The sequence below is a fragment of the Bacillus glycinifermentans genome (assembly GCF_001042475.2).
Classification (GTDB): domain Bacteria; phylum Bacillota; class Bacilli; order Bacillales; family Bacillaceae; genus Bacillus; species Bacillus glycinifermentans.
Genome location: NZ_LECW02000026.1, coordinates 71,352 through 93,244, shown reverse-complemented (window position 1 = coordinate 93,244; position 21,893 = coordinate 71,352). Strand labels below are relative to the sequence as shown.

The window sequence follows — 21,893 nt, the reverse complement described above, 5'->3', positions numbered from 1 at the left end:
ATCATGTCGCATAAAGCCGTCCATACTCCATGGGTTACTTTAAAACTTAATTTTGTCTGAAAGGCTACTTATTTTTCAACATTTCTGTAAGTTTATATAAGAAATCGTACTGTTTAATACGAAAATACCGCCCTTCCTTTTGCAAATATCCTTTATCGCAAAATTGTGTCATCACATATAATAAGTGGCGGTAGGATACGCCTAAATAATCACAAACTGTTACATGTTTCTCCTTATAAACTCCTTCATCAGCTGTTTGCAAAATAAAATCCGCAAGCCGATGTTCAAGCGGAAAGGCAAGGCTTTGGGAGTACTTTGCAGCCATAAGTGTTGCCTTTATACTTAAAAACTTGGTCAATTCACGTAGAAATTTTGCATCTTCCATTAATTGTTTGCGACAGCGGTGAATAGGAAGAGCAAAACAAATGGTCTTCGTTGATGCTTGGACTCCTTTTGTATAGTACACTTCATGTAATAATTCCATTTCTCCGATATAATCATTTGCGTTGATAAAATTAATTAAGGAAACTTTCCCATTTTGATGTGTGACATATATTTTGGCTTTTCCTTCAATTACGTAAAATAGGAACTCCGTTCTCGTACCTTCCCGAATCATCCATTCATCGCGTTGATACTCGTGCACTTCCATAAACTCTTCAACTGGAAAAGAAAACAAATGCGAAATAGAGTGCCTCCCCATCTGTTGTCGCTTTTTTTCACCCTTGTAGATTTCCATCATCCACCCCGATAATATGAGATATCTCATATTTTTTTGTCTGTTTACATGATAACATGCAAACGATGGGGGGATGCAGAATGAACACACATCGCTGGATGAGCATACAGTTTTTTAGTTTTTTTATGACATGGGGCATATTTCTGCCTTATTGGACGGGATGGATCTCATACAAAAGGGATTTCGGTTCCTCAAGCCAGTTTGATTATGAGCTTGGGTTTGATTGCAAGAGGCCTTTCCACATTAGCTGCCTTTCCTTATTTATCAGGGAAGTTTAGCAGCAAGTCCTTATTGAATGGGGCGGGAATCGGTACGCTGGTTGCTATTCTGTTTTATATTCCGGCAAGCTCCTTTACCAGCTTACTTATCGTTACAGTAGTATTCCATTTTTTTTACCCGGCATTGATGCCTGCTCTTGATAGCGCTGCCGGAGCCCTCGTGCAAAGCGGCCAATTAAGGCATTACGGGAGAAGCCGACAGTGGGGATCTATTGGGTTCATCTCGGCCGGCATGTTTCTATCCATCTTTACAGGGATAATGGGAGATGAAGTGATTTTATGGGCGCTGTTACTAGGTATAGCCGTATTGGTATGTCTCGGTTACATGCCTGCACCTGTGATTCTGTCCAAAAAGCCGCCGGCGGACCAAACGCAAAAAGGGAGCATGTTAAAATTATTCCGGATCAAGCACTTTCGTTTGGTACTCGTTATAGTCATCTTACTGCAAGCGGCACATGCTTCTTATTACAATTACGGTTATCTCTTTTTACAAGAAATTCATGCACCGCAATATTTAATAGGTGCAATGATTAACATTGCCGTGATTGCAGAAATTATCTTTTTCTCAATTGCAGACCGGAGATTTCACAATTTTTCAGTAGGCTCCTTGCTTGCAATGGCGGCATTTGGTTCTTCCGTACGTTGGATATTAGTATTTGCTTTTCCTAATGTAATTGTTTTCTGTATAGCGCAAACCTTGCATGCCTGCTCATTTGCTATGGGGCACTATGCTTTTATGAAATACTTGATAAAGAACATTTCACATGTGCAGATTCCGAAAGCACAAGGTATTTATTCAGCATTGGCTCTTAGCTGGAGCACTGCCGTGTTTACAATTTTCGGCGGCTATTTATACGAAATTGAGCCAAGATATGCCTTTATCGGAATGATCGTTTGTACGATTCCATCGATGATGCTTGCACTTTTATATCGAAAATTGGAATTTAGAAAAGAAATCTCACTTTCTATTTAGTTCTTTTGCAGCTTTTCACTTATTCCTCGCTGGAACATGATGCTCATTTGAGAAGGCCGGCTCCTAAAGGACTGTAGGAAATGGTTAATTCGGCGAGTTTTTGGCGCAACATCTCCGATTGCTTTCTGTGCGGCGGAACGTTCTTTTGAATTTGACATGTTATCCCTTCTTTTACATACATTCAGGAGCAGACTTTAAGTCAGGACATGTTTTTCATCGTTCTTTGTACCGGCTGCAAATGCACAGTAAAAAAGAGCTTACTCAGGCGAATAAGCTCTTTTGACTCATTTAATCAGCAGGCGAAAGCTCGCTTTCGATCAGCCACATATGGTTTTTTACTTTTTTACCGCCGGTGGTCGGCTTATAATCCACCATATAAACCGTCGTTTTTTCTGCCGAATCGATTGTGGCGGATGCTCCCTTCATTCCTTTCATATGATTTGCCTCCAAGGTTACTTTTGCCCCCGGTTTGAAAGGCTTATCTCCGGCATCTTTAATATCTTCTTGAACGACCCATTTGTGGTTTTCGACTCGTTTCCCGCCGGTGGTCGGTGTATACGAAACGGCGTATACGGCAGTATCATAAGCTCCGGTAATCGTTGCTTCGGCACCATTCATGCCTTTCATGTGATGTGCATTCATGATCGCTTTTGTTCCCACTTTATATGTTGGGTTTTTTGCTTCTTTTAAACCTTTAGGGATCTCCATGTTGCTGTGATCCATCTCGTGCGTGTCTTCATCGTTTCCTTTCGTTGCATGATCCTGATTCGTGTTTGTGTTTCCGCAAGCGCCAAGTACGATAAGAAGAACTGCAAACAATGATGGAACAAATCGTTTTTTTCGCATGACATCCTCTCCTTCTAATGGTATTTGCCAATATCATAGAACGAAAATGTGCAGAACTTATGGAGATCGCTTATCGAATTCAAAAAAAGAGGCGTTATTGAAAACGCCGCTTTTGTCTGGCACCGGACGAGTATCTCACTTTTTTTCATCAGAAACGATGTGAATATCGATTCCGTCGGTATGGCGCATGATCGTATTTACGATCGATCCTTTTCTGATTTCTTCCCATCTCGAACGCGCAGATTGTCCAAGAACGATTTGCGTGATGCTTTTTTCCGTTGCTACATGGGCAATCGTCTTTGAAATATGGCGCTGGTTTGCGATTTTAAAAATAAACTCGGCGCCGAATTGTGCAGAAAGCCGTATCCATTGTTTAATTTGATCTCTTTTGCCAGCCGATATTTTTTCCATTGTGCTGCGGGAAACATTCAGAACAAATAAATCGGCTTTTAAGCGGCTCGCGATTCGCCAACCGCGGCGGATCAGCCTTTCAGCATTTTTGCGGTGCTGTACACAAACTAATATTTTTTCATTTGTTCCTCTTGGACGATGGTTCCCATTCAGCCCGTTTGTACGTTCCATTCGGTCGTCTACATCGTCGGCGACTTCACGTAAAGCAAGCTCTCTCAGTGCGGCTAAATTATGTTTTGTGAAAAAATGGGTTAAAGCCTGCTGAATTTTATGCTGTTCGTAAATTTTTCCTTCTTTCAGGCGCTTCTGCAGGGTTTCCGGCGTGACATCGATAAGGATGACTTCGCTCGCCAGATCTAAAATCCGGTCGGGAATCCGTTCCCTTACCTTAACGCCGGTCACGTGCTGTACGATGTCATGAACGCTTTCAAAATGCTGAATGTTGACCGCAGACATAACATTGATGCCTTCTTTCAAAATCTCTTCAACATCCGTGTGCCGTTTTTCATTCTTGGAACCGGGTACATTCGTATGAGCCAGTTCATCGACGATGACAAGGTCGGGTTTTCGCTCAATGATCGCTTCAACATCCATTTCCTCGAGGACTTTTCCTTTATATTCAATTTTCCGTTTTGGAATGACCTCTAAATCCTTTATTAATGCGGCCGTTTCCGTTCGGTTATGCGTTTCGATCAAACCGATGACAACGTCTATGCCTTCGCGTTTTACATCATGGGCTTCCTGCAGCATTCGATACGTTTTCCCTACACCCGGAGCTGATCCGATATAAATGGTCCAATGTCCTCTTTTCAGCTGTTCGATTTCATCCAGCAGTTCATCCGGCGTTTTCCTTCGATAATCTCGGATATGTTTTCTTCGCATCATATGTATCTCCGTCTTTCGTTAAAGATTCCCCCGGTGTCTCGCGGGCAGGCACCGGGGAGAAGCGTTACTTCAGCTTTTCTTTTACATCGATATTAAGCAGCAGAACATTGACGCGGGCTTCGCTGAAGAGGGAAGCCTTCTCGGCGTGCTGATCAACTAATTGTTCGAGTTCTGCCTTTGAAATCCCTGTCAGACGGCTGATTCTTGGGATTTGTGCATATGCAGCGGCCGGGCTGATATCAGGATCAAGCCCCGAGTCAGAATTCGTGATTAGATCAATCGGCAGTTTGCTGACGGGAACATCCGGATTTTCCTTTTTCCATTCAGCGATTGATGTTTTGACCCGCTTGAATAACTCGGGATTTGAAGGTGCTTCATTTGGCGATCCGGAACTTGCGGCATCATAGCCGATGCCGGATACTCTGCTGTTAAAAAAGCGCGGATCAGTAAACTGCTGCCCGATTAATTCAGAGCCGATGACCTCTCCTTTCCGGTTGTAAATAAGGCTTCCATTCGCTTTTTTCGGCATCACGGCCTGTGAGATTCCCGTAACGGCCAGTGGATAAATAAGCCCGCACACGATCAACAGCAATAAACTGATTCTTATCATTGCACCTATTTCTTTCATTGTAGTCTCCCACCTTATACAAATATCTGAAGCAAAAGATCAATCAGCTTGATTCCGATAAACGGGACAAGCACTCCGCCAAGTCCGTATATCAACAGGTTGCGGGCGAGCAAAGCATTTGAGCTCATCGGCTTGTATGCGACCCCTTTAATCGCTAAAGGGACAAGCAGCGGAATAATCACCGCATTAAAAATGAGCGCCGACAAAATGGCTGACATTGGTGAAGCAAGTCCCATGATATTCAGTACTTTCATTTCAGGGATCGCCAGCATAAACATCGCCGGAATAATCGCAAAATATTTGGCGATATCATTTGCAATGCTGAACGTTGTAAGAGCGCCGCGAGTCATGAGCAACTGTTTTCCGATCGACACCACTTCAATGACTTTCGTCGGGTTGGAATCCAAATCGACCATGTTCGCCGCTTCTTTGGCCGCCGTTGTCCCGCTGTTCATGGCAAGCCCCACATCAGCCTGGGCCAGCGCTGGGGCATCGTTCGTACCGTCTCCTGTCATGGCGACCAGCTTTCCTTCCTCTTGTTCGCGTTTGATCACGTTGATTTTGTCTTCCGGTTTGCTTTCCGCGATAAAATCATCCACGCCGGCCTCTTTGGCAATCGTAGCCGCCGTTAATGGGTTATCACCCGTACACATCACCGTTTTGATGCCCATTCTCCGAAGTTCCTCAAAGCGTTCTCTCATCCCCGGTTTTACGGTGTCTTTTAAATAAATTAAACCGTAGATTTTGTTGTCTGCCGCAACCGCGAGAGGTGTTCCGCCTTCTTTTGCAATTCGCCCGCTTTCCCTGTCAAGGTCCGGCGGGATGTTTCCTCCGTTTGTTTCAACCCACTTTTTCACGGCATCGACAGCGCCTTTACGAACCTTTCTGCCATTCGTCAAATCGACGCCGCTCATTCTTGTTTCCGCCTTAAATTCGATCCATTCTCCTTCAGACGCCGGGTCGTATTCAATGGCCAGTTTTTTGGCGAGGTCGATGACGGACCGGCCTTCAGGCGTTTCATCGTGAATAGAGCTGATCGCCGCGTATTCACCGACGGATTGGAGCGTTTCATCACCGACGGGTACAAATTCGCTTGCCATCCGGTTTCCAAATGTGATCGTTCCGGTTTTATCAAGAATAATCGTATGAATATCACCGGCCGCCTCGACAGCTTTTCCCGACATGGCAAGTACGTTAAAGCGGGTGACGCGGTCCATGCCTGCAATGCCGATGGCCGACAAAAGACCTCCGATTGTCGTCGGAATCAGGCAGACAAGCAGAGCGATCAGGACCGCCGGATCGATTTGAAACCCAAGGTAGCCGGTAAAAAACGGGAGTGAAACGACGACGATGAGAAAGATGATCGTTAAGCTTGTCAAAACCGTGTTCAAGGCGATTTCATTCGGCGTTTTTTGCCTTTCTGCCCCTTCAACAAGGGCAATCATCTGATCTAAAAACGTTTCGCCTGGTTCGCTTGTAATTTTTACTTTAATCGAATCGCTGACAACACGGGTTCCTCCCGTAACAGAGCTGAAATCGCCTCCCGCCTCTTTTATGACCGGCGCTGATTCGCCGGTAATCGCCGATTCGTCGACTGATGCGAGGCCCGCGATCACTTCGCCGTCGCTCGGGATCATTTCTCCCTGGGAGACGATGACGATGTCGCCCTTGCGAAGATCGGAAGATGAAACTTTTTCTATATTCCCGTTAACTACTTTATTGGCCCATATTCCCTTCTTCGTCTGTTTTAAAGAATCGGCCTGCGCCTTTCCTCTCCCTTCAGCCAGAGCTTCGGCGAAGTTGGCGAATAAAATCGTGAACAGCAAAATGACAGAGACCGCCGCATTAAACCAAACGGGCGCCGTGCTCCCGAAAAATTGCGGGAATACGGAGATTAGAACCGAGATAAAAAAGCCTATCTCAACGACAAACATAATCGGATTTCGAATCATGATGCGCGGGTCCAATTTCAAAACAGCGTCTTTAAGCGCCTCTTTTACAATCGTTTTATTAAGGGTTTTATTCGTTTTCCGGACTGAATCCGCTCCGTGCTGCCGATCGGCATTGCTGAAATCGTTCACTGTAAGCCCTCCTATAAAGTTAAAAATTCTGCGGCAGGTCCTAAAACCAGCACAGGGAAAAAGGTTAATGCCCCGACAATAGAATCACCGTGACGAAAATACCGCCAAATATACCCGAATCCGTCCGGAACGTACCGATGGTATCAGGGACCGTTCTTTTTTCAAGCAAAGATCCGGCGACTGCCAAGAGGGTAACAATTGAAACATAACGGCCGATGAACATCACAATCCCTGTTGACATATTCCAGAACGGCGTTGCATCTTTCAGCCCTTCAAAACCCGACCCGTTATTTGCCGCTGAAGACGTAAATTCATACAAAATTTGGCTGATCCCGTGAAAACCGGGATTTGAGATGGCTTCCCGTCCCATATGGGTATAGAGGGCAAGTGCAGACGCCCCTAAAATCAGCAGCGGCTGAATCAGCAACGTGACAGCTAATAGCTTCATTTCTTTGCCTTCAATTTTTTTGCCTAAAAATTCAGGTGTTCTTCCAACCATTAAACCAGACAAGAACACGGCGATCATCGCATACAGCAGCATGTTCATAAATCCGGCTCCGAATCCGCCGAACACGGTGTTCAGCATCATATTGGCCATGGCCAGCAATCCTGTCAGAGGCATCAGGCTGTCGTGCATCGCATTGACCGCACCTGTTTCACTCGCCGTTGTCACCATGGCATACAAGGATGAATACCAGGTTCCGAAGCGTACCTCTTTTCCTTCCATACTGCCAGCTTCATGCTGAATTCCCATTTCATTGAGTGCCGGGTTTCCGTTGGATTCCGCCATAAAAGCTGCACCCATTATGAATAAAAAGAGAAGTCCCGCCGAAACAAAGAGAATGCGCCCCTGTTTTGGATTTCCGACCATTTTCCCATACGTAAACGGCAGTGAAACGGTGATAAGCAGCATTAATAACATTTGCAGCGCATTGCTCCACCCATTTGGATTTTCAAATGGGTGTGCAGAGTTTGCGCCGAAATATCCCCCGCCGTTGTTTCCCAGCTCTTTTATGGATAAAAAGGATGCAACAGGTCCGCGTAAAATCGTTTGGTCCGCTCCTGCTAGCGTTTTTGCGGTTACGGATGCATCAACTGTTTGCGGAACGCCGAGACCGACAAAAACAAGGGACATGACCGCTGCAACCGGAAGCAGAATTCGGGTAATACAGCGGACCAGATCAACATAAAAGTTTCCGAGCGGTTTTCCGGCGAGGCCCCGAATCATGGCAATTGCCGCGGCCAGGGCAGTGGCAGGCGCCGTAAACATTAAAAAGATAATCGCAAACATTTGCGAAAACAGGGAAAGACCGGTTTCGCCGCTGTAATGCTGCAAATTCGTATTAGTCATAAAACTGATTGCCGTATTAAACGCAAGCGAGGGATTCATTCCGCTGACATTCGTCGGGTTTAACGGCAATATTCCTTGCAGCCGAAAGACCGCATAAACAATCAAGATCATGACCGCGTTTGTTAATACTAAGGAGACAGCGTATTTCTTCCAAGATTGATTTTCCGTTTTCACACCGCCAATTCGGTAAAACAACCGTTCAGCCGGAAGAAACAGCCTGTCGATTTTGGATGGGGCGTAATCAAATGCCTTAGCAATGTAAAGACCCATTGGTTTAGCTGACAAAAGTGCAATCAATACGATGACGCATATTGAAATAAACAATATCATTTCTTCAACCCCCACTTGTGTTTACTAAAACTTTTCCGGATGAAGCAAGGCGTATGTCAAATAGATAAACAGCGCGATAACTGCAGCTATCAATAGAATCATTGGGATTCTTCCTTTCACGGTTATTTTTTTGGTTCGTGACCGATTGTATGTTCAGCCCATTTGGCCAATAAAAGAATCATTGATACCAAAGCGGCAAAGATGACCAGCATCAAAAAATCCAACACGTACATCACCCCCTTTGTTTTCTGTAAACGGCATGAAAAAAAGCCGCAAGAGAACAAACCTCTTACGGCTTTTTTAGGGCACAGTTAAGAAACCGTGCTTTCCGCACGTATTTGGGTTCTCTTTAAACGCTTGCGAGGTTAGCTGTCGGATTCAGGTGCAAAGAGTCACCTTACCTTCAAAAAAGGATTCACCCCAAGTGGCAACGCCACAAAAATGGTTCCCCCGCTTCCAAACTGGAATTCAGCGGTTACGATAATTGGAAATTTTATTCAGATTTTTGATGAGATTTATATTACTCTCGTTAAATTGAACTGTAAAGTTCCATAAAACATCAAAAATGACGAAATGAGATGATTTTGAAAGCTTTTTAACTTCTTATATCCTATTTACTCTCTGTATCTTGGTTTTTCTTTCTGTTTCACAAAAATCATTTGACATCACTTCCAGCATTTTAATTTAATCAGTTAACTTTTTTAATTTATTAAAAAAATAAAAATTTATCAGGAACCGAACAATGCTCAATCGTTTTTTAATGAAGTGAAGCTGCAAAAATTTTCAGCGTTAAAGAGTCAGGGGGGAGCGATAAAGACACTGTAACAGTCTGAAATCCAGGGCTGAGCCGGCCGGCGATCAGGATATCTCCCGGCCGCACAGCTCGTTTTTCTGATGTTTGAAAGATTTACTGAAATAACTTTTTGTCTACCAAGCGTATAATTCGGGCGTTTCCCCTCCGGGTCCGGGAAAGATGTCGTTCAGTTCGTTAAGAATGTCCTCTTCCAAACTAATTTCGACCGCTCTAATCGCATCCCGCAGCTGTTCTACGGTTCTTGGCCCGATAATCGGTGCGGTCAGCGCGGGATTTGTGAGCACCCATGCCAGCGCAACATTGGCTTCTTTCTCCCCCAGCTCTTTGCATAAAGCCGAAAATCTCTCAAGCCGTGTTCAGGTGCTTTTCGATTAAATCCGCCCTTTGTGATGTTCGGGTTCCGGCATGCTTTTTTAACGCACGGCCACCGAGAAGCCCTCCTGCAAGCGGGCTCCATGCCACTACGTCAAGGCCTAGATCGCGGGCAGCCGGAAGCACTTCCATTTCCGCCGTCCGCTCTAATAAACTATACTTATGCTGCTCTGTGACAAGCCCCATGAAATTGCGTCTTTCAACTGCTGCCTGCGCCTTGACCAAATGCCAGCCTGCAAAGTTGCTTGAACCGATATAATCAACCTTGCCTGTTCGAACCTGGCCCTCGAATGCTTCCCATATTTCATCCCACGGGGTCCGCCGGTCGATGTGATGCATTTTGATACAGTTCGATATGATCGGTCTGCAGGCGCTTCAGAGATCCTTCCAGGTGGCGTCTGATTTTGTAAAGAGACAGGCCTCTTGTATCGTTTGGTCCGTCGTTTGAATCGGATATCGGTTCATACACTTTCGTCGCCAGGACGACTTTTTCGCGGCGCTGCCCCCCTTGGGCAGACCATTTTCCGATGAGGCTTTCCGTCAATCCGGCATTTTCGCCCCATCCGTAGATATTGGCGGTATCGAAAACTGAATGCCGTTATCGAGCGCTTCGTCCATGATGCGGAACGCTGTTTTTTCATCTGTGTCCACTCCAAAGTTCATCGTCCACAGGCACAAACGGCTGACGCGCAATCCCGTTCTTGTATTTCATAACAATCCTCTCCTCATGCGATATTTTGTAAGCAGGTACCCGGCGGAAGCAAATGATTCAACATCCTCCCGGCTTCCTGTTACGATAAAGAGGATGAGCACATGTAAAATGGACGCAGGAAATGCAGCAGGAGGATATTGAAGTGAATGTAGAAGATCTATGGAATAGATATCATGAGCCGTTAAAAACATTTATTTCGCTTAGAGTCCAAGACCAATCGGCAGTTGATGATTTACTGCAAATCGGTTCAAATGCATCTTTCGAATGTAAAGAATGTACAAAACATCCGCGCTTGGAGCTACAAGGTTGCCCGAAATACGATCATCGACTTTTACCGGACAGAAAAATCGATTGAACAGCTTCCAGAGCAGATTGAATTCAGCGATGACATCGAAGAGGAAAACGATACAAAAGAAGCGGCTGCGTGTATTCGCTCCTCGATCAAAAGGCTCCCGGAAAAGTACCGGGAGGCGCTCGAACTGACAGAAATCCAAGGGCTCACGCAAAAGGAATTGTGCGAAAAGACGGGGATGTCTTATTCCGGGGCCAAATCGAGGGTACAGCGCGGGCGCGAAAAATTAAAGCAGCTGATGACGGGATGCTGCCATATTGAATCAGATCGATACGGAAATATTATCGATTTTCGGATTTTGAAAGAATAGCTTGAGTACGAAACCGGTTCCTTCGCACGGAAGGAACCGGTTTCATTTTACAGGCTTGATACGATGCATTCGGCATGCCCGCTAAGCTCGAACTGGCCGAAGCCGTCAGGCAGCAAGATGTGATCTCCTTTTTTCAATGAATATTCGTGTCCGTTTGAGGTGATGCTCCCTCCCCCTTTGATGACGCTGACAAGAAGGAACGGTTTTTCCTGTTTTAAGCGGGCTGTTCCTTTTACCTCCCACTTTTTCACTGAAAAATAGGGACACTCGATAAATGTGGTGACGCAGAGATCGTTCGTTTGTTCTTGGCGGATTTCCGGCTGATGTTCCGTAAATGGAACGTCTATCACCTCTATGCTTTTTTCAAGATGGAGCTCGCGCAGATTTCCTTCCGCATCTTTTCTGTCATAATCGTATAATCTGTACGTTGTATCAGAATTTTGCTGCGTCTCTAAAATCTGTATGCCTTCACCGATCGCATGAACCGTTCCGCTTGGCACATGGAAGAAATCTCCCGGCTTTACTTTCACGCGCCGCAAAAGCCGGTTCCATTCTTTAAGCTCGATCATGGAGATCAGTTCTTCTTTTGTTGTTGCATGGTGTCCGTAAACGATTTCGGCATCTTCTTTACAATCGATGACATACCAGCATTCCGTTTTGCCGAGTTCGCCGTTTTCTCTTTTTCGTGCAAACTCATCATTTGGGTGTACTTGGACGGACAAGTCTTGGTTGGCGTCTAATATTTTGGTTAGGAGAGGAAAGCGGTCCCCCTCTGCATGCCCGAATAAATGCCGGTGTTTTTCCCACAATTCCGTAAGCGTAAGCCCTTTATACATTCCGTTTTGAACAACGCTTTGCCCGTTCTGGTGTGCGGCAAACGCCCAGCACTCCCCTGTTCGTTCCGACGGAATGTCATAGCCGAAAGAAGCCAATGCCGTACCTCCCCAGATTCTTTCCTTGAAAACGGGTGCAAAAAATAATGGTTCAGTCTTCATGTGTATCACCTGACCTTATATGATTTCCTCAAGCAGCTTGTATGCTTCCTCTTTTGTCCGGACGGCTAATAATGTTTCCCTGTACCTGTCATCCATCAGTTTGCGAGACAGCATTTGCAGAAGTTTTAAATGATCATTTCCTTCGCTTTCTTTCGGAACGGCGATCATAAAAATGAGTTTCGCCTTTGTGCCGTCGAGGCTTTTCCAATCGACTCCCGCCCGTTTGATCCCAAATGCGATGCTTGGTTTTAACACTGCATCCGATTTCCCGTGCGGAATCGCAATATTCATTCCGATTGCCGTTGTGCTCTCCTGTTCGCGGCTCAGGATTGCTTGTTTGAATTCGCTTTCTGACTTAAGCGCACCTGCCCGGGACAATTGCTGAATCATTTCATCAATAATGTCGTCGCGCGTTATGCCGGATAGCTGAGGTTCGATCAGGTCTAAACCGGTGATGTCCGTCAGCTTGTTGATGCGCGTTTTCTCTGGCTGCCTGTTTTCCGCCGGCACGTCTTCCTGCAAGTCTTCTTTTGCCGCTGCGGCTTCCTTTAGCTCCTGCTGCTGCGCTTGTGTGACGTCTCTTTTCAGGATATTGACTACAATCGCAGTGACAAACGATCCGGCAATAACGGCAACAAAGAACATCGGAACATGATCGACAGCTCCCAGCACGGCGACGATTGGGCCGCCGTGTGCGACTCTGTCTCCGACGTTTCCGATCATGGCGATGACCGAGCCTGTCATGGAGCCTATCATAATGCTCGGGATCACGCGCAGCGGATCTTGCGCCGCAAATGGGATGGCGCCTTCTGTAATGCCGAAGAGCCCCATCGTGAATGATGCTTTCCCCATTTCTCTTTCAGCCGTTTGAAATTTTCTTTTTCCTATAAATGTGGCGATTCCGAGCCCGATCGGCGGTATACAAATTGCTGCGGCAATCGGTCCCATAATTTCGTAGTTTCCTTCTGCAATCATTGCTGAACCGAACATGAACGCCACTTTGTTGACAGGTCCGCCCATATCGAATGAAATCATCGCTCCTAAAATCAATGCCAGAATAATCGAGCTCGATCCTTGCATACCTGCCAGCCAAACCGTCAATGATTCAAACACGTGCGCAACAGGAGCGCCGATCAAAAATACAAACGCTAATCCGACAATAAGCGAGGCCAGTACAGGAATCACAATGATCGGCATGATCGGCTGGATCGCTTTTGGAACCTTTAATCTTTTGATTCCTAGCGCCGCATAACCTGCCAAAAATCCGGCGATAATCCCCCCGAGGAAACCGGCGCCGCTCGCGCTGCCGTAAAAGCTTCCCGTCGCTGCAATGTATCCGCCGATCATGCCGGGAACAAGGCCGGGCTTATCGGCGATGCTGTACGCGATATATCCGGCTAAGACCGGAATCATGAACGTGAATGAAGCGCTTCCAATCTGCTCGATCGTCTTCCAGAACGAAGCGTCCGGAATCACCAGGCCTTTAGGCGTTTTTTCGCCCCCGAGCGTGAGCGCAAGTGCGATTAATAATCCGCCGACGACAATGAACGGAACCATGAACGAAACGCCGTTCATTAAATGACGGTAAATCGGGTTTTGTTTTTTCGCCTGATGACCCGCTTTTGCCGATTGTGAACTAGATTGATAGACGGGGATATCGCCGTGCAAAGCTTTTTGTATTAATTCTTCCGGTTTGCGGATCCCGTCCTGCACCCCGACAGACAGCACTTTTTTTCCCGTAAACCGGTCTTTGTTTACCGAGCGGTCGGCAGCGATAATGATAGCGTCTGCTTCCTGAATGTCCTGTTCGGTCAGTTCATTTTCGACGCCGATCCCGCCCTGGGTTTCCACTTTCATTTTTACGCCCAATCTGTCGGCTGCTTTTTGCAAATTTTCTGCCGCCATATACGTATGAGCGATCCCGTTCGGGCATGATGTAACCGCTAACAGTTTCATGTTGAATCCTCCTATTCGCAAGTCTTGTGTCTACTATATATCAAAATCTTAAAGTCAAAAGTCTGGTTTTTTACCGCAACTTCCGGAAAAATCGGCTTTTTTTCTATAAAAAAGCAAGGAACTGATCCTTGCTTTTAATAGTCCAAATATGATAAAAACTTCATAACATTTGTTTCGTTCGTCAATTTTTGAACAAACTCCGGCTGCTCGCTTAAAAAAGACAGTTCGTGAAACAATTGCCTCGTCATGTCGCGGTCCTCATGTTTTACCGCAAGCATAAAAACGAGCGATACCTTTTCGTTTCCCCAATCAAGCGGTTCTTTTAATGTTGCAATGGCAATTGCCGATTTCTTTATGAATTTGGAATTAGCGTGGGGAATGGCGATGCCTCCCCCGATGTTCGTGGCCGACATTTTTTCCCTTACCACCGCATGGAGAGCATAATCCTTTTCGACATAGCCTTTCTCATACAACGACATCGCTAATGTTTCGATTAATTTGTAGCGGTGTTCTGCATCCTGTTGTAAAAACACTAAAAAAGGAGTCGTATTATTCAGCATCGTAAACGTTTTTTGCTTGTTGAAGGACGGCTGATCAAGCTGATCCATAAAAACGCCCAGCTTCCTCTCATCGGCCGGCTCCAACAGCGGCGATACAACGACGTGAGGAACCTTTACCGCCTCTAATGATACAGTTGAAATGACAAGCTCTACATCCTCGTGATTTGCCAGGTAGTCCGCTACATCCGCTTTTGCAATGCAATCCAGCACAGCGATTTGATGAAATGTCCGTTCAATCTTCGTCCGCAGCAATTGTGACATTCCGATTCCCATATGACAGACGATGATCGCCTTCTTTTGCGTCCGGCTGCCGCAGTTCATCCGTTCGATCGCCGCTTGAAAATGCAGGGTCAGATACGCCGCTTCCTCTTCGGGAATCGAGAGCTGAAATGATTGATTAATATCTTCCAAGACGTCCACCACGGTATGAAACATATAAGGGTACATCTTTTTAATGTCGTAAAGCATTGGATTTGATACAGAAAGATCATAATTCAGCCGATTCAACACGGTATTTAAATGGATGCTGAGTCCCTCAATCAATCCCGCATCTTTACGGAAATCGCTCATCTTCAGCTTGGAGACGCGGTCAACCAAATGATCGAGAACGTCACTCAGCAAAGGATTTTTTACGCTTTCCTCGTCATCTTGCCATAACGGATAGCGCACTTTGCCGCCTAATATATGCAATGTTAAATATACGACTTCTTCTTCGGGAAATTGGACGGCGAAAACGGGTTCAAGCCTTTTCAAAAATGCGGATGCCCATTGATATTCTTTTTTCTCTTGAACTAGCGCCATCTCTTTCCGGGAAATCGATATCGGCTGTTTCATTTTCATGCGGCGGATCATCAGCAGCGTATGCAATAATAAACTTTCGAACGTTTCGTCTGTGAAGTGTAAAGAATGACGCTTTTGCAGTGTTGTAATTTCATTTGTCACAAAACGCACTTCATGGCTTAAAAACTGTTTTTTCATGAATTCGCTGGCAAACTCTTGATTTTCTATCAAATCTGATATTCTGGCCAGCGCTTTTCGTTTGTTTTTTTCGTTTCCTTCGATCATTAGGCCGATCCGCTGCTTTGAAATGAGCGTTAAATGAAAATCTTTCAGCCATTCTTTTATCATATCCAAATCCCGTTTGATGACGGACTTGTTTAAAAAATGCTGCGCTGCGATTTCTTTCACTGTTACCGGCTTTGCATTCATGAGCAAGCGATAGGCGATCTCAAGCACCCTCTCTTCATCGGTTTGATCCTTCGGCCGCTGCTTTAGACGCAGCTTCCGGCTTAACCGCATCTTTTCGTGTTCTTCTATCTTTAAAGAAACGCCTGCTCCCGGTTTCCGGATGAGCTCGGCATCGGAATATTCGGTTAAAAACTCTTCAATCGCTTTTAAATCGTTGCGGATCGTTTTTTCAGAACACTTTGCCCGGTCTGCAATATCCCGCACTAATAAATAGTCCTCAGGTTCAGATATCAACAGATATAAAATGTCTTTTTGCCTTGTATTCATTGGTTTCACCTGTTTCTTCTATCCTTCCTGTGAGGTTCGCTTTATAGTATAAGTATACTACAAGAGAAACCGTTTACATTATACAGCGGAAGAAAAGAAATAAAAATCTAGTTTTTTACCGAAGCTTCCGGAAAAACTGATTTTATTAGGAATCTAGGACTGGAAATCTATACAACCAAAAAAAGCGGTGTACGCCACACCCCCTTTAGAAATCCGGCTCCAAGCCGCCGAATTTTACTTGTTTAATACGCTTTTATCCTTGCCCCGCATAGCGGAATGCCGATTTTTTCGTCAGATGAACTGGACATGATCAAAAAAGAACCGTCAATGTGACCGGCTCTCCTTTTGTTCCCGGATGTTTTGAAGTATTTAATAGTACAACTCCCCCTATAATGAGTATGATTGTACATAACATGAGCGTGTTGAGCGGATCATTCCAAAAAAAGTTACTTTACCGTCAGGATGGTTTTGTGTCAATTCCAAAGCAATATGCACAGAAAATTCATTCGCTTCTAATAAGCTCCTCCCTTTTTCTTTTGTATATTATTGTAGACGACCCACTATTTGGAATGTTATCATTGCTGTAGTTTACTGCGGTTTTAAGGAGATGATCAAATGCAAAGCGTAACGATATGGCTCGCGTTCGGCGCAGGGTTCTTATCGTTTATTTCCCCGTGCTGTCTGCCGTTGTACCCCTCTTTTATTTCTTACATTACGGGCTTTTCTGTAAGCGATTTAAAAAGCAGGCAGACAAAAGGCGTCAATCAAACGGTGCTGCTTCATGCGGCTTCTTTTTTGATCGGTTTTTCGTTGATTTTTTATATTATCGGCTTTTCGGCCAGCTCTGTCGGTTCGATTTTCTCTGAATATAAAAACCTGATCAGGATGCTTGGCGGGATTTTTATTTGTTTAATGGGCTTGTTTTTATTGGGGGTTTTTCAGCCGGCATTCATGTTGAAGGAGAGAAGGTTTTCGTTTAGAAAAGGAAAAATCGGCGTGTTCAACTCCATACTTGTCGGAATTGTTTTTGCGGCCGGCTGGACGCCGTGTATCGGTCCCATTTTCGGAACGATTGCGTACGCCAATTTCACGAATCCCGATCCGGCCAGGACGCTTATGCTTGTGACGGCCTATTCGCTGGGATTTGCGATTCCGTTTTTAGTGATGGCGTTTTTCGTCGGAAAGGTCAAATTTTTTACAAAGTACTCGCATGTGTTGATGAAAATCGGCGGAGGAATGCTCGTTTTTATCGGAATCCTCTTGTATACGAATCAAATCATATGGATTAATATATGGTTTTCCGATCTTACGAATCTATTTTAAAGCAAAAAAGGTTCTCCTGAGGAGATCCTTTTTTGCAGGACGTTTACTGCTTTTTCCGCAAACGTGCATCGAGAACAAACGTGCCAAACGGCAAGAGCGATGCCATGAAAGCTCCGAGAACGCTGAGGAACGCCCAGCGGTGACGGAACCAGACAATAACGAGCATCAGCACAAACAGGAGAAACAATACGCCGTGTATCATGCCGAAGCTCTGAACAAGGCCGGAATAACCGGCAAAGTATTTAAACGGCATCGCGATGAAGAGCAAGACCAAATAGGAGATTCCTTCAATAATACCGATGACGCGCAGGAGCTTAATGGATGTTGTCATGAATGGAAACCTGCTTTCGACTGTGAATTTTATTAAAAATTAACGGCCGCGGCTTCTGCTTTTTTCAATCCATCTTCGATGATTTGTTCGGCCCTGTCGGGGAATTGGTTGTGTCCTTCGATAATGACGGTTGTCAAGTCTTTTACGCCCCAGAAATGTAAAATGTTATTCACATAGTTAACAGCCATTTCCGTTGATTGTGCAGGCCCTTCTGAGTAGACGCCTCCTCTGGCATTAAGAAGCGCCACTTTTTTGTCGCGAATCAGCCCGACAGGTCCTTCCGGCGTATACTTGAAGGTCTTGCCGGCTTGTGAAAGGTAATCCAGGTATGTGTGAAGCACGGACGGAACGCTGAAATTCCAAAGCGGAAATGCGAAAACGACTTTATCGGCTGCAAGGAATTGATCTAAATATTTCTGAACAAGACCTGCAGCTTCTTTTTCGGCCTCCGTCATGTCGATGCCCTTTGCCAGTTTAAACATGCCGTTAATCTTATCCGTATCATAGTAAGGCAGATTTTCTTTGAATAAATCGAGTTCCGTGATTTGATCTTCGGGATGTGACGCTTTGTAGCTGTTCAAAAACGCCTCATACAATTTTACGCTGACCGCTTGTTCGGCCGGACGCGGGTTTGCTTTAATAAATAAAACCTTTGCCATTTGAAAAAACCTCCGCTGTAACTAAAAACTTTGAATTTGAGAAATTGCCTTATCCGCGGGCAGCCTGATAATATTGGTTGACTGCTTCCCAGTTCACGACATTGAAGAAAGCGGAAATGTAATCAGGCCGCTTATTTTGATATTTTAGATAGTATGCATGTTCCCACACATCAAGTCCGAGAACCGGTTTTTGGCCTTCCATAAGCGGACTGTCCTGATTAGGCGTAGAGGTAATCGCCAAACGGTCTTTATCGACAACGAGCCAAGCCCATCCGGAACCGAAGCGTCCGGCCGCTGCTTTCGCAAATTCTTCTTTAAATTGATCAAAGCTTCCAAACGTTTGATTGATCGCTTCTGCAATTTCTCCGGCAGGCGCGCCGCCTCCGTTTGGAGAAAGGATATTCCAAAACAGGCTGTGGTTTGCATGCCCTCCCCCGTTGTTGCGAACGGCGGTACGGATCTCATCCGGTACTGCATCAAGGTTTGCAATCAGATCTTCAACAGATTTTCCTGCCAGTTCATCGCGTCCTTCCAAAGCAGCGTTTAAATTGTTTACATATGTTGCATGGTGACGCCCGTGGTGAATCTTCATCGTTTCTTCATCAATATTAGGCTCAAGAGCGCTGAAAGAATAAGGTAATGCCGGAAGTTCATATTTTGACATGTTATGTCCTCCTCATATGTATAAATTATGTTATGAACCTATTATAAAATCATTTTCTAAACTTTTTCAACTATAAAGTTTAGAAAGTTTTTTTCCGTCCCTCCCCTTTTATTGAAGAAGCCGTTTTCAGTAAGTAGACGGCATGGTTTCTTTTTCTGAAATATGATAAACTTAATTGTTCAAAAAACTTTCAAAAGGCGGGTGATCAAATGGATTCCAGGCTCTCAACAAAAGATAAAATACTTGAACTGTTAAAAAAAGAGAAAAGCATGACCGTCAGTCAGCTTTCAAAACGTTTAGGAATAACCGAAATGGCCGTCAGAAAACACCTGAATATGTTAGAGCGGGATTCGCTTCTCACCGTCAGTGAAGTGAAGCAGCCGATGGGACGCCCGCTTCAGGTCTTTGCGCTGTCTCCTAAAGCTGATGAGCTTTTTCCGAAAAACTACGAAAATATGACGGTTGAATTTCTTCACGATCTAAAGGAATTGCACGGTGAAGAAATCATCGATTATCTGTTGGAAAAAAGAAGCGAGCGGCAAAAAAACAGCTACTTGCCTAATATGCAGGGCAAAACTGCGGCAGAAAAGGTTGAAAAGCTTACAGAGATCCAAAACGGGAAAGGCTATATGGCCGACGTTACAAAAATAGATGATGACACGTACGAAATCGTTGAACATAACTGCCCTATCTTCGCCGTGGCCAAAGAGTTTAAAAAGGCCTGCGCCTGTGAAACCGGGATGTTTAAGAAAGTGCTTGGCGCCGATCAGGTGGAAAGGATGACTTGCAGGGCCGACAACGGCGACCATTGCCGGTTTTTCGTGAAGTTTAACCAAAAGAAGAAGCTTAACGTGTAACAACCGCCGGTTGCTTAAACCGGCGGTTGTTTGTTAAAATTCCCGTTTCGTGTAAAAGCGCAAGGAAACGGTATAGGAAAGAAACAGAATGACAAGCAGCAAACCTAAAAGCAGCAAGATCGCCACGGGTTCGGATGCATTGCTTAAAAAATCTGTGATTCTTTGATTCCAGGACACTTGCCCGCTGTTTGCAAATTTGTATAATCCCGATCCTCCGAATATGAAAACGAAAAAGATCACCATATTCGCCATTTTTGATTTAAGATAGCCGTACTTGAAAATCAGCGGAAACGATATGGAACAAAATAAGGTAACGGCAGTGACAGCGCCCATGATTCCGATAAAAGTAAACGAAACGTTAAGCGGAGCGTGTACAAGCTTGACGATCAAATAGATCACGCCGTAGATCAGGATGGCAAACGCCGCATACACATAGATTGATGCGTATTTTGACAAAACGATCGTGCTTTTTTTGATCGGAAGGCTGATGAGGATTTTGTCGCTGTTATTTTTATCCTCCAGGGCGCTTGCCCCCAATGCCAATTGGTATGTGATCGCCAACACGCTGACCAAAAAACCGACGTGCCCGATATTAGAGAGGGTAATAGAAAAAAAGGCCATTAACAAGATCGATAATTTTAACGATTTTTTTTGCATCAAAAGGTCTTTTTTAATAAGATGATACACTTTGATCACTCCTGCCGGTGGAAAACACCATAATATCTTCCAATGTCGGTTTTTCAATGATGACTGAATCCCCGAATCGCTGAACGACTTCCCGCTTATCTTTGGCCAGGGCTTCAAATCCGAAGCTGTTTTTCTTTAAGCCGATCAACACGTCTTCATGACCCGCTTCAAGCTTGTCGTGATGGCCTTTGACGATGCAGTACTCCTCTAAAAGCTCATCCTTCGCTTTGCTTAACACAATCTCGCCGTTTTGGATGAATGTAATAAAATCGGCAACTTTCTCCAGGTCGGATGTAATGTGGGTCGAAAAGAAAATCGACTTGTTTTCGTCCTGCAGCAATGTTTGCAGGACATCCAGCAGCTCTGATCTGACGAGCGGGTCAAGTCCTGAAGTCGGTTCGTCCATGATCAATAAATCTGCATGATGCGAAAGTGCGATAGCCAATGAAAACTTCATCTTCATCCCCTTTGACAAATCTTTGATCCGTCTCTTTAAGGGAAGGCGAAAGTCTTTCGCGTATCGCTGAAAAACGGCCTCATCCCATCTGGCGTAAAACGGGCTGACGATCCCCTTCATTTCCTCCATGGTCAGTTCTTCATAAAAATGATTTTCATCATAGACAAAGCCGATTCTCTGTTTAATGTCAAGCTGATGCCGCTCATGATCAAGACCGAAAATGCTGATGTCGCCTCCGTCTTTTTTGATGATGTTCATGATCAGTTTGATCGTCGTGCTTTTTCCCGCTCCATTCGGTCCGATAAAGCCCATGATGTAGCCCTTTTTCAGGGTAAAACTGACATTTTTCAAAGCGAAGTCTTGATAGCTTTTCGACACATTTTTCATTTCCAGTATGTTATCCATTTTTACCACCCCTCATATATCAGCTTGAGCATGTCTTGCAGTTCTTTCAAAGACAAGCCGACAAGCTTGGCCTCATTGATTGCTTCGGTCATTTTTTCTTCGATCATTTTCACTTTCGTCTCCCGCAGCATCTCCGTGTTGATGGCTGCGACATACGACCCTTTTCCGGCCACGGTGACGATGAATCCTTCTTTCTCCAGCTCGTCATAGGCCCGCTTTGTCGTAATCACGCTGATTTTCAGCTCTTTGGCCAGGTTTCTGATCGATGGGAGCGGCTCTGATTCCGCAAGCTCCCCCTTGACGATATGTTCCTTTAATTGGTTTACGATCTGCAAATAGATCGGCTCATCAGATGAATTTGAAATCAAAATATTCAAGCATAACATCCCTCAATTCGTTATAACT

The 21,893-nt window shown here is 45.0% G+C and carries 17 protein-coding genes, 4 pseudogenes and 1 riboswitch; of the genes and pseudogenes, 4 read left to right on the top strand and 17 right to left on the bottom strand.

Translation table 11 applies throughout. From position 1 onward, the window contains the following. Positions 1 to 64: 64 nt before the first annotated feature. Positions 65 to 736, bottom strand: coding sequence for a transcriptional regulator YeiL (gene yeiL, locus AB447_RS16360; RefSeq protein WP_048355204.1), 672 nt, complete (start codon positions 734 to 736; stop codon positions 65 to 67). 80 nt (positions 737 to 816) lie between these two features. Here yeiL and AB447_RS16355 point away from each other — a divergent pair. Continuing rightward, positions 817 to 1,987 (top strand): annotated as a pseudogene (locus AB447_RS16355) (MFS transporter). A gap of 288 nt (positions 1,988 to 2,275) precedes the next feature. Here AB447_RS16355 and AB447_RS16350 read toward each other — a convergent pair. The 7 genes and pseudogenes from AB447_RS16350 to AB447_RS16325 all read right to left on the bottom strand — a co-directional run bounded on the left by AB447_RS16350 (position 2,276) and on the right by AB447_RS16325 (position 10,368). Next, positions 2,276 to 2,833, bottom strand: a complete 558-nt coding sequence (locus AB447_RS16350) for a DUF1541 domain-containing protein (RefSeq protein WP_048355145.1) — start codon at positions 2,831 to 2,833, stop codon at positions 2,276 to 2,278. 135 nt (positions 2,834 to 2,968) lie between these two features. Then, positions 2,969 to 4,129 (bottom strand): KdpD-like non-kinase potassium sensor, encoded by a 1,161-nt coding sequence (kdpDN, locus tag AB447_RS16345; protein ID WP_082142407.1) that lies wholly within the window; start codon positions 4,127 to 4,129, stop codon positions 2,969 to 2,971. A 64-nt stretch (positions 4,130 to 4,193) separates the two neighbouring features. Next, positions 4,194 to 4,757 (bottom strand): potassium-transporting ATPase subunit KdpC, encoded by a 564-nt coding sequence (gene kdpC / locus AB447_RS16340; protein ID WP_048355147.1) that lies wholly within the window; start codon positions 4,755 to 4,757, stop codon positions 4,194 to 4,196. Between the two features lie 14 nt (positions 4,758 to 4,771). Next, entirely contained in the window at positions 4,772 to 6,838 is a 2,067-nt protein-coding gene (gene kdpB, locus AB447_RS16335; protein ID WP_048355148.1) for a potassium-transporting ATPase subunit KdpB, read from the bottom strand. An 11-nt stretch (positions 6,839 to 6,849) separates the two neighbouring features. Continuing rightward, positions 6,850 to 8,519: pseudogene (kdpA, locus tag AB447_RS16330) on the bottom strand (potassium-transporting ATPase subunit KdpA). A 24-nt stretch (positions 8,520 to 8,543) separates the two neighbouring features. Beyond that, a complete protein-coding gene (gene kdpF, locus AB447_RS27555; protein WP_411801428.1) occupies positions 8,544 to 8,621 on the bottom strand; it encodes a K(+)-transporting ATPase subunit F in 78 nt (25 codons plus the stop codon). Positions 8,622 to 8,857: 236 nt separating this feature from the next. Then, a riboswitch (cyclic di-AMP (ydaO/yuaA leader) is annotated at positions 8,858 to 9,003 on the bottom strand. A 443-nt stretch (positions 9,004 to 9,446) separates the two neighbouring features. Continuing rightward, positions 9,447 to 10,368 (bottom strand): annotated as a pseudogene (locus AB447_RS16325) (aldo/keto reductase). Between the two features lie 191 nt (positions 10,369 to 10,559). On the opposite strand from AB447_RS16325, the pseudogene sigZ reads away from it, so the two are divergent. Then, a pseudogene (sigZ, locus tag AB447_RS16320) lies at positions 10,560 to 11,079 on the top strand (RNA polymerase sigma factor SigZ). A gap of 47 nt (positions 11,080 to 11,126) precedes the next feature. On the opposite strand, the gene manA reads toward sigZ, so the two are convergent. The 3 genes from manA to manR all read right to left on the bottom strand — a co-directional run bounded on the left by manA (position 11,127) and on the right by manR (position 16,114). Then, positions 11,127 to 12,074, bottom strand: coding sequence for a mannose-6-phosphate isomerase, class I (gene manA / locus AB447_RS16315; protein ID WP_048355149.1), 948 nt, complete (start codon positions 12,072 to 12,074; stop codon positions 11,127 to 11,129). Between the two features lie 15 nt (positions 12,075 to 12,089). Further along, the gene (locus AB447_RS16310; RefSeq protein WP_048355150.1) at positions 12,090 to 14,030 is read right to left on the bottom strand and encodes a fructose-specific PTS transporter subunit EIIC; all 1,941 of its coding nucleotides are present in this window, start codon (positions 14,028 to 14,030) and stop codon (positions 12,090 to 12,092) included. A 134-nt stretch (positions 14,031 to 14,164) separates the two neighbouring features. Continuing rightward, on the bottom strand, positions 14,165 to 16,114 hold the full coding sequence (gene manR / locus AB447_RS16305; RefSeq protein WP_156183574.1) for a mannose transport/utilization transcriptional regulator ManR: 1,950 nt from the start codon (positions 16,112 to 16,114) through the stop codon (positions 14,165 to 14,167). A 606-nt stretch (positions 16,115 to 16,720) separates the two neighbouring features. Here manR and AB447_RS16300 point away from each other — a divergent pair. Further along, on the top strand, positions 16,721 to 17,428 hold the full coding sequence (locus AB447_RS16300) for a cytochrome c biogenesis CcdA family protein (RefSeq protein WP_048355152.1): 708 nt from the start codon (positions 16,721 to 16,723) through the stop codon (positions 17,426 to 17,428). 43 nt (positions 17,429 to 17,471) lie between these two features. Here the strand turns inward: AB447_RS16300 and AB447_RS16295 are convergent, their stop codons facing one another. Genes AB447_RS16295 through AB447_RS16285 form a run of 3 tightly spaced genes read right to left on the bottom strand, consistent with a single transcriptional unit; the run spans position 17,472 to position 19,082 of the window. Then, a complete protein-coding gene (locus AB447_RS16295) occupies positions 17,472 to 17,759 on the bottom strand; it encodes a DUF3817 domain-containing protein (protein WP_048355153.1) in 288 nt (95 codons plus the stop codon). Positions 17,760 to 17,791: 32 nt separating this feature from the next. Continuing rightward, entirely contained in the window at positions 17,792 to 18,418 is a 627-nt protein-coding gene (locus tag AB447_RS16290; RefSeq protein ID WP_057957662.1) for an FMN-dependent NADH-azoreductase, read from the bottom strand. 49 nt (positions 18,419 to 18,467) lie between these two features. Continuing rightward, positions 18,468 to 19,082, bottom strand: a complete 615-nt coding sequence (locus tag AB447_RS16285) for a superoxide dismutase (protein ID WP_048405984.1) — start codon at positions 19,080 to 19,082, stop codon at positions 18,468 to 18,470. A gap of 209 nt (positions 19,083 to 19,291) precedes the next feature. Between AB447_RS16285 and AB447_RS16280 the strand changes: the two genes are divergently transcribed. Next, positions 19,292 to 19,939 carry a helix-turn-helix transcriptional regulator gene (locus AB447_RS16280; RefSeq protein ID WP_048355154.1) on the top strand — a complete coding sequence of 216 codons (648 nt, stop codon included), beginning with the start codon at positions 19,292 to 19,294 and terminating at the stop codon, positions 19,937 to 19,939. 33 nt (positions 19,940 to 19,972) lie between these two features. Here the strand turns inward: AB447_RS16280 and AB447_RS16275 are convergent, their stop codons facing one another. Genes AB447_RS16275 through AB447_RS16265 form a run of 3 tightly spaced genes read right to left on the bottom strand, consistent with a single transcriptional unit; the run spans position 19,973 to position 21,865 of the window. Then, on the bottom strand, positions 19,973 to 20,626 hold the full coding sequence (locus AB447_RS16275) for an ABC-2 transporter permease (RefSeq protein WP_048355155.1): 654 nt from the start codon (positions 20,624 to 20,626) through the stop codon (positions 19,973 to 19,975). Next, positions 20,610 to 21,488, bottom strand: a complete 879-nt coding sequence (locus AB447_RS16270; protein WP_048355156.1) for an ABC transporter ATP-binding protein — start codon at positions 21,486 to 21,488, stop codon at positions 20,610 to 20,612. Before AB447_RS16270 ends, AB447_RS16275 begins: the two co-directional genes overlap by 17 nt. 2 nt (positions 21,489 to 21,490) lie before the next feature. Next, positions 21,491 to 21,865 (bottom strand): GntR family transcriptional regulator, encoded by a 375-nt coding sequence (locus AB447_RS16265; RefSeq protein WP_048355157.1) that lies wholly within the window; start codon positions 21,863 to 21,865, stop codon positions 21,491 to 21,493. Positions 21,866 to 21,893 lie beyond the last annotated feature (28 nt).